The 6,941-nt window shown below is 75.3% G+C and carries 8 protein-coding genes, 1 tRNA gene and 1 pseudogene; 4 read left to right on the top strand and 6 right to left on the bottom strand.

Translation table 11 applies throughout. From position 1 onward, the window contains the following. Positions 1 to 53 precede the first annotated feature (53 nt). A tRNA-Lys gene (locus ABZY91_RS07680) sits at positions 54 to 126 on the bottom strand. A gap of 87 nt (positions 127 to 213) precedes the next feature. Beyond that, positions 214 to 918 (bottom strand): nucleotidyltransferase domain-containing protein, encoded by a 705-nt coding sequence (locus tag ABZY91_RS07675; protein ID WP_355400574.1) that lies wholly within the window; start codon positions 916 to 918, stop codon positions 214 to 216. A gap of 306 nt (positions 919 to 1,224) precedes the next feature. Between ABZY91_RS07675 and ABZY91_RS07670 the strand changes: the two genes are divergently transcribed. Then, positions 1,225 to 2,016: an SDR family oxidoreductase gene (locus tag ABZY91_RS07670; RefSeq protein ID WP_355400572.1), complete on the top strand. Its 792-nt coding sequence runs from the start codon at positions 1,225 to 1,227 to the stop codon at positions 2,014 to 2,016. 55 nt (positions 2,017 to 2,071) lie between these two features. Here ABZY91_RS07670 and ABZY91_RS07665 read toward each other — a convergent pair whose 3' ends face one another. Then, positions 2,072 to 2,530 carry a MarR family winged helix-turn-helix transcriptional regulator gene (locus tag ABZY91_RS07665; RefSeq protein ID WP_329878629.1) on the bottom strand — a complete coding sequence of 153 codons (459 nt, stop codon included), beginning with the start codon at positions 2,528 to 2,530 and terminating at the stop codon, positions 2,072 to 2,074. A 160-nt stretch (positions 2,531 to 2,690) separates the two neighbouring features. Between ABZY91_RS07665 and ABZY91_RS07660 the strand changes: the two genes are divergently transcribed. Both ABZY91_RS07660 and ABZY91_RS07655 read left to right on the top strand, forming a co-directional pair. Then, positions 2,691 to 3,419 carry a tyrosine-protein phosphatase gene (locus ABZY91_RS07660; protein ID WP_329947862.1) on the top strand — a complete coding sequence of 243 codons (729 nt, stop codon included), beginning with the start codon at positions 2,691 to 2,693 and terminating at the stop codon, positions 3,417 to 3,419. Positions 3,420 to 3,459: 40 nt separating this feature from the next. Continuing rightward, positions 3,460 to 4,434, top strand: a complete 975-nt coding sequence (locus ABZY91_RS07655; RefSeq protein ID WP_355400570.1) for a phosphorothioated DNA-binding restriction endonuclease — start codon at positions 3,460 to 3,462, stop codon at positions 4,432 to 4,434. A 14-nt stretch (positions 4,435 to 4,448) separates the two neighbouring features. Here the strand turns inward: ABZY91_RS07655 and ABZY91_RS07650 are convergent, their stop codons facing one another. Beyond that, on the bottom strand, positions 4,449 to 4,907 hold the full coding sequence (locus ABZY91_RS07650; protein WP_329947860.1) for an RICIN domain-containing protein: 459 nt from the start codon (positions 4,905 to 4,907) through the stop codon (positions 4,449 to 4,451). 266 nt (positions 4,908 to 5,173) lie between these two features. On the opposite strand from ABZY91_RS07650, the gene ABZY91_RS07645 reads away from it, so the two are divergent. After that, entirely contained in the window at positions 5,174 to 5,521 is a 348-nt protein-coding gene (locus ABZY91_RS07645; protein WP_355400568.1) for a hypothetical protein, read from the top strand. Positions 5,522 to 5,537: 16 nt separating this feature from the next. Here the strand turns inward: ABZY91_RS07645 and ABZY91_RS07640 are convergent, their stop codons facing one another. Beyond that, complete coding sequence (locus tag ABZY91_RS07640; protein WP_355400566.1) at positions 5,538 to 6,413, bottom strand: TIGR02452 family protein; 876 nt, start codon at positions 6,411 to 6,413, stop codon at positions 5,538 to 5,540. A gap of 208 nt (positions 6,414 to 6,621) precedes the next feature. After that, positions 6,622 to 6,941, bottom strand: a pseudogene (locus tag ABZY91_RS07635) (RNA helicase); the annotation flags it as partial.

Here is a 6,941-nt window from a genome sequence, read left to right as displayed (position 1 = left end):
CCCGGGCCGGACATCGTCCGGCCCGGGCCTCTTCACGTCCGGGCTTCCTGCGGTGGGGCGCCAGGGGCTCGAACCCTGAACCTACGGATTAAAAGTCCGCAGCTCTGCCAATTGAGCTAGCGCCCCGTGGTCCGCGCCGGGTGGAGCGAACCACGGCGATCCTACCCGGTACGGGGAGGGGCTTCGCCAGTGGATTGCGCGGGCGCGCCGGGTTCAGGGGGCGGGGGTGGCCGCCGGGGTGTAGTGGGCGGCGCGGACGCGGTGGAGCCAGGCCTCGGCGGGGCGCTCGTCGGGGCGGTCGGGGAGGACGCCGGGCCGGTCCAGGCGCTCCTCGGCGGTGGCGAGGAGGCGTTCGGCGACGGCGGGCTCGTCGGCGATGCGTTCGCCGAGCTCACGGACGCGGCCCGGGTCGGGAAGGCGGACCAGGTTGTGGCCGGTCTCGTGGAGGTGGACGGCCTGTTCCAGCAGGCGGACCAGGTGGCGGGCGTGCTTGGCGGCCCGGGCCCTGGTCGTCGCCTCGGTGGTGTCCCGGGTCAGGAGCTTCCTGAACTGCTGGGTGGCGTAGCCGAGGTAGGCGTTGCGGACGGCGCGGGCGCTCAGGAACGACCGGCGTATCGCCATCAGCTCGTCGCCGAGCGGGGTGCGGACCTCGTACAGGTCCTCGGGCAGCCAGACGAGTTCGGTGGCGGTGGGGTTGCAGCTCAGCGCGAGGCGGCACCACTTGGCGGCCTCGTGCAGGGTGCGGTCGGGCGCGGTGGTGACCTGTGACTCGGCGGGGTGGTGCAGGCCGTGGAAGCCCTCGGTCGGGGCGGCGAAGAGGCCGAGGCGGTCGATGTCGGAGCCGGCGTGGGCCAGCCCGTACGCGGTCGAGCCGACGATGCCGGACAGCAGGACGGCGCCGGGGGCGGTGGCGGGCATGGGCTTCCCTTCGTCGGATCTCGGTTGGCAGTGTCACCCGGCGGGGCCGCGCCGGGCGAGCGATTTCCGGGCGGCGGCGTCCACCGCGACGGGCCGCGGGCGGTGGACCCGCCGCGGACCTGACCTCCCGTGGGGCCGCCCCCGGTCTTCGGGACGGGGCCGCCCCCGGGGCCGCGCGAGGTCGCGGGTGGGCCCCGGGACTGCCGCTCAAGCCCGCTGCTCCGCAGCCGAGTTCGGCGCGCCGAGGACCGCGAGGGCGGCGGTGGCGACGCCGGCGGCGAAGCGGAGAAGAGTAGGGTGCGGAGCATGTCGACCGCCACCGATTCCGCTGCCGCTTCCGAGCAGACCGACCGCCCCGACGTGGTCCTGATCACGGGTGCCGGGCGCGGCATCGGAGCCGCCACCGCTCGGCTGGCCGGCCGCCGCGGCTACCGCGTCTGCGTCAACTACCGGACCGACGAAGCCTCCGCCGCCGCCGTGGTGGAGGAGATCCGGGCCGGGGGCGGCACCGCGCTCGCCGTCCGGGCCGATGTCACCCGCAGCGCCGAGGTGGAGCGGCTGTTCGCCACCGTCGACGCCGAACTCGGTCCGCTCACCGCGCTGGTGAACAACGCCGGGACGCTGGAGAAGCAGGGCCGGCTGGAGGACATCGACGAGGAGCGCCTCAACCGGATCTGGGCCGCCAACATCACCGGTCCGTTCCTCTGCGCCGCGCAGGCGGTCCGCCGGATGTCCACCCGGCACGGCGGGCGGGGCGGCGCGATCGTCAACGTCTCCTCCGCCGCCGCCCGGCTCGGCTCGCCCAACGAGTACGTGGACTACGCGGCCGCGAAGGCCGCCGTCGACACGATGACCCGCGGCCTGTCCCTGGAGGTCGCGGCCGAGGGCATCCGGGTCAACGCCGTCCGCCCGGGGCTGATCCACACCGGGATCCACGCGCTGGGCGGCGAGCCCGGCCGGGTCGACCGGGTCGCGCCGGGCCTGCCGATGCGTCGGGGCGGGGAGGTGGAGGAGGTCGCCGAGGCGATCCTGTTCCTGCTGTCGCCGGCCTCCTCGTACACCACGGGGGCGTTCCTGGACGTGTCCGGCGGGCGGTGATGACGGCAGTGGCCGGGGCCCCGGCGGGGATCCCTCCCGGCGGGGCCCCGGCGGCTCAGTGGTGCCAGGCCCGGCCACCGGTGTTGTGGATGAAGCGCTGGAGGACCTTGAGGGTGGTCAGGTACTCCTCGTCGGTGATGTCCGCGTGGCGCTCCGCCCAGAGGTCGTCCTGGAGGCCGGCCGCCTTGTCGAAGAACGCCCGGCCGTCGGAGGTGAGGGTGAGGCGGCCCCCCGCCTCCTCCACGATCCAGCCCTGCGTGACGGTGGTGTCGATCTCCGCGGCCAGGGCCTCCGGCCCGGTGTCCAGGTACTCGCGCAGGACCCGGGAGACGTCCTCCCGCGTCAGGGGCGCACCGGCGCGGGCCACCTGGGCCAGCACCCACCACTGCGGCTGGGTGGTGCCGATCTCCTCCAGCGCGCCACGGGTGCGGGTGACGACGGCCTTGTAGGCCGCCCAGCTCCAGTACCCGATGGGCTGCTTGATCAACTCGGCGTCGCTGTGCGAGTACTCCACGACCGGCTCCCTGTCCTCTGTTCCGCCCGGCTGCGACGACTCCGCGCCGGGCCGGTTCCTCGGCACCGACCCTAGGAATTGAAGCCGACTTCAAGTCAAGCGTGATCGCAGTGTCCCGATTCCTTCCCCCGGCGGCGCCCGCGCCCGTACGGTAAGGGCCATGACCGACGACCTGCCGGACCGTGAACCCGACCTGCCGTCCGCCTTCATCGACATCCCCGGGGTGCGCAACTTCCGCGACGCCGGAGGCGTCGGCTCGCTCCGGCGCGGCGTGCTCTTCCGCTCCGGTTCGTTCCACACCCTCGCGCCCGAGGGCGCCCAGCGGCTCAAGGCGCTCGGGCTGCGGACCGTGATCGACCTGCGCAGCCCGTTCGAGCTGGACGTCTGGCCGGACCTTCGGCACGGTCTCGACCACGAGACGCTCAGCCTCCCCACCCTGCCCGCCAACCGCGAGGACACCGACCGGCCCTGGCCGGAGGGCCAGGCGGAGCTCTACCCGTTCATGGCCGCGACCGCCGGTCCTTCGCTGGTCGCCGCGATCCGCCGGCTCGGCACCCCCGGCACCCTGGCGGCCGTCGTCCACTGCGCCGTCGGCAAGGACCGCACCGGGCTCACCATCGCCGTCGTCCAGGAGCTGCTGGGCGCCTCCGAGGCCGAGATCCTCGCCGACTTCCTGCGCTCCAACACCGGACTCGGCCTCCTCGACGGGCCCACGCCCTACATCGACGAGACCGGTACCGAGCGCATCTCCCGGCCCATCTCCGAGGAGCTCCTCACCTCCTCCTTCGACTGGATCCGTGCCCACCACGGTTCCGTCACCGCCTACCTGCACGCCCACGGCGCGACGGACGAGGACCTCGACGCCCTCCGGGCCAACCTGTCGGAGTGACGGGAACGCGGGAGGCGGCGGAGCGGGGGGAGAACGGGGCATGAGGCGTGGCGAACTGCTCGCCGGGCTGGCCGGGATCCGGCAGGCGCAGAGCAACGGCGTCCGCGCGCCGCACAAGCCGCTGCTGCTGCTCTGGCTGCTCGGCCGCCACGCCCGTCTCGGCACCAGCGAGGTGCCGTACGCGGAGGCCGAGCAGCCGGTCAGCCGGCTGATCAACGACTACGGGCCCGCCGTGGGCCGCAACACGGCCGCCCAGCGGGCGGCGATGCCGTTCGTCCACCTGGAGCGGAGCCTCTGGACCCTGCGGGACGGCGCCGGGCGGCCGCTCGACGCCAAGGACGTCCGGGACAGCGGCGCCGCACTGCGCCGGGTCGACGCGGTGGGCCGGCTGCGGCCGGAGGTCGAACGGCTGCTCACCGAGGACCCGTCGGCCCTCGCGGTCGCCGTCCGGCTGCTGCTGGACCGGCACTTCACGCCCACCCTGGAGGCGGCGATCTGCGAACAGGCCGACGTCGCCCTGCCCGAGCTGGACGTCGCCGACCTGGAGCTCCCCGCGGCGGGCGGGACGGGGGACGGGACGGCGGGCGGGACGGCGTACCGGATCACCCGGCGCCGGGTCCGGGCCGCCGGCTTCGCCGCCGACGTGCTGCGGGCGTTCGACCACGCCTGTGCGATCTGCGGGTACGACGGCCGGCTCGGCCGCGCCGCCGTGGGCATCGAGGCGGCGCACGTCCAGTGGCACAGCCAGGGCGGCCCCGACGTCGTCGACAACGCGCTCGCGCTCTGCTCCCTGCACCACGCGCTGTTCGACTTCGGCGTGCTCGGGGTGACGGAGGACCGCACCGTCCGTGTCTCCCCCCACTACCGGACGGACTCACCCGCGGGCCGGGCCGTCCTGGCCCTGGGCGACCTCCCGGTGGCGCGCCCCGACCGCCCGCTCTCGGCGCGCGCGCACGACTTCCTGGGCTGGCACGACCGGTCGGTGTTCAAGCACGCGGGGTTCGTCCTCGGCTGACCGTCGACGGGCCGCTACTGCCGTTCCAGCCGCCACCACTGGGCCGGCGAGTCGGTGTCCTCCCACTGGTGGACGGGGGCGGGCGGCTCGGTGACCGGACCGTCCGGGGCGGTGAGGGCCTTGCCGCTGACGAAGCTGGTGAGCGTGTACGTGCCGGGGTCGTCGAGGTGGTGCTCGACCAGCCATTCCTGGGCGCCGAAGGCGTTGGCGGACCACTGCTGGACCGGGACGCCGTTCTCCGGCGAGGCTCCGGTGACGTCGAGCCGCTTGCCGCCGGCGACGTTCTCGACGTGGAACAGCGCACCACCGGGGTGGACGGCGCTCAGCCGCCAGAGCTGCGCGTCCGAGCCGTCCTCCGCACCGAGCACCGCCTTGGCGCCGCTGCGGCGGCTGCCGTCGGCGATCTCCAGCAGCAGGCCGGCGGCGACGTTCCGGATCCGGTAGAGGCCGTCGGTGATCACGTGGTCAGTCACGGGGGGAGTCTCTCACCGGGCTACGACAGCCCGGTGTTCCCAGGTGAACGCGGTGGCCAGGACGAGGACGACGGTGCCCACCTGCACCGGCGCGGAGGCGGAGGTACCGAGCGGCACCGCGGTCACCCGGGTGAGTACGGGGCACGGCGACCGGGCCGCGCGGGGGATTTCGCCGGACGGGCGGCGGCGCGGCCCGCACGAGGACGCGCGCCGCGGGCGGGCTATGGTCGGAGGTCCGAGGAGTCTGCTGAGGAGTGGAGTCGACCATGGCGAGGATCCCGAACGCGCTCACGGCCACCGTGCCCGCCGCGCTGACCGCGGCGAGCGGTCTGGTCGGCGGCTACGGCGTCGCCCGGTGGACCGGCAACCGCCAACTCGGCGGGGCCGTCCTGGCGGTGGCGGGCGCCGGCGCGGCCGCGCAGTGGCACCGGCGTTCGGGTGCGGCCACCGCTGCCGCGCTGACCGGGCTGTACGTGGTCGCGTTCGGCGGCTCGCACCCGCTGGCGAAGCGGATCGGCGCCTGGCCGTCCGTCCTCGCCGTCACCGGCGTGGTCGCCGCCGCCTCGGCCGTCGCGTCGGCGGTCGTCACCAGGCCGTCGGCCTCCAGGGGCTGAGCCCGCGCGGGGGCTGTCAGCCCCCGAACCGGGCCTCGAAGGCGTCCCGGTTCGGCGACACCGGCGTCCGGTCCCAGACCGCGAACACCACCCGGTCGAAGGCGGCCCCGTACCGGGACAGCGCCCCCTCGAAGGCCTCCGCCACCTGGGCCGGGTCGTTGCGGAACACCCCACAGCCCCACGCCCCCAGCACCAGCCCGCGTATCCCGTGCCGCGCCGCCGCGGCGAGCACCCGCTCGGCCCGCTCGGCGAGCACGCCCCGGACGTCCGCGGTCGCACCCGCGTCCACGGCCGGGCCGGCCGTCTCCGTCTCGGTGTCCCCGGCGTCCGAACGCAGCGCCAGCTGACCGGCGTTCGGTGCCGGCGAGGTGAGGAAGGTGACCGGGTACGGCCGGGCCAGCAGCTCGCCGCCCCCGCCGCGGATCACCGGCACCTCGGGCGAGACGATCACCCGGTGGCTGTACCTGAGGTCGCGGGAGGCCCGGTGCGCCTCGTAGTAGTCCGGCGCCTCCAACAGGCAGGTGTACAGCAGGGCGCTGCGGCAGAGGTCCTCCTCCTGGGCGCGGGCGCCCCGCAGGTAACCGCCGCCCGGGTTCCGCGCGGAGGCGAAGTTGAGCACCCCGACGGGGCCCGCGCCCGCCTCGACCAGCCGCCGGGCCGCCCCGATGCTGCCCTCGGCGGTGACCTCGACGGCCTCGGGCCGCGCCACCGGCCCCGGGCCGCCCGCCGACACCAGCCCGTCCAGCTCCGCCGGGGCGTACGACACCGTCCCGGCGCGGGCCGCCGCCAACGACCCGGTCAGGTCCACGAGCTCGCCCCCGGGCGCCCGGTAGCTCCCCCGCTCGACGATCCCCTCGTTCTCCGCCGCCACGTTGCGCATTCTGCTGCTCATGCCCGCGACGGTAGGGGACGCCGGCCGGCCGGCGCCACTGGTTATTCTCAGCACCAGAACAACGTGCCCGGCCCGCCCGGACGCCGCCCGCCCCTTCCGGCGGGCGGGAACGCCGACGGGCCCGCTCCACCGAAGTGGAACGGGCCCGTCGTCAACGCTCAGTCACCGCGCCCCGCGGCCTCGCCGGAGGGCCGGGACGCCTGCGGCGTCAGTTCTTCCAGCGCGGCTTGCGGTCGTCGCGGTTGAAACCGCCCGAGCTGGGGCCACCGGGGCGGCCACCGCGGTCGTCACGGTCGCGGTTGAAACCGCCACCGGCCTGCGGGCGGCCACCGGAGCGGTGGTCGTCACGGCGGGAGAACGGACGGCTGCTGCCGCCGCCGGCGCTGCCACCGCGCTCGTCACGGCCGAAGGCCGGACGGTCACCGAAGGAGCGGGCCGGGCGGTCGCCGAAGGAACGGGCGCCGCGGTCGTCACGGTCGCGGTTGAAGCCGCCACGGTCGTCACGGTCACGGTTGAAACCGCCGGGGC

The sequence above is a fragment of the Kitasatospora sp. NPDC002965 genome (assembly GCF_040611255.1).
Classification (GTDB): Bacteria; Actinomycetota; Actinomycetes; order Streptomycetales; family Streptomycetaceae; genus Kitasatospora.
The sequence above is the reverse complement of the archived record's forward strand: the minus strand, read 5'-3'. Positions and strand labels throughout refer to the sequence as shown.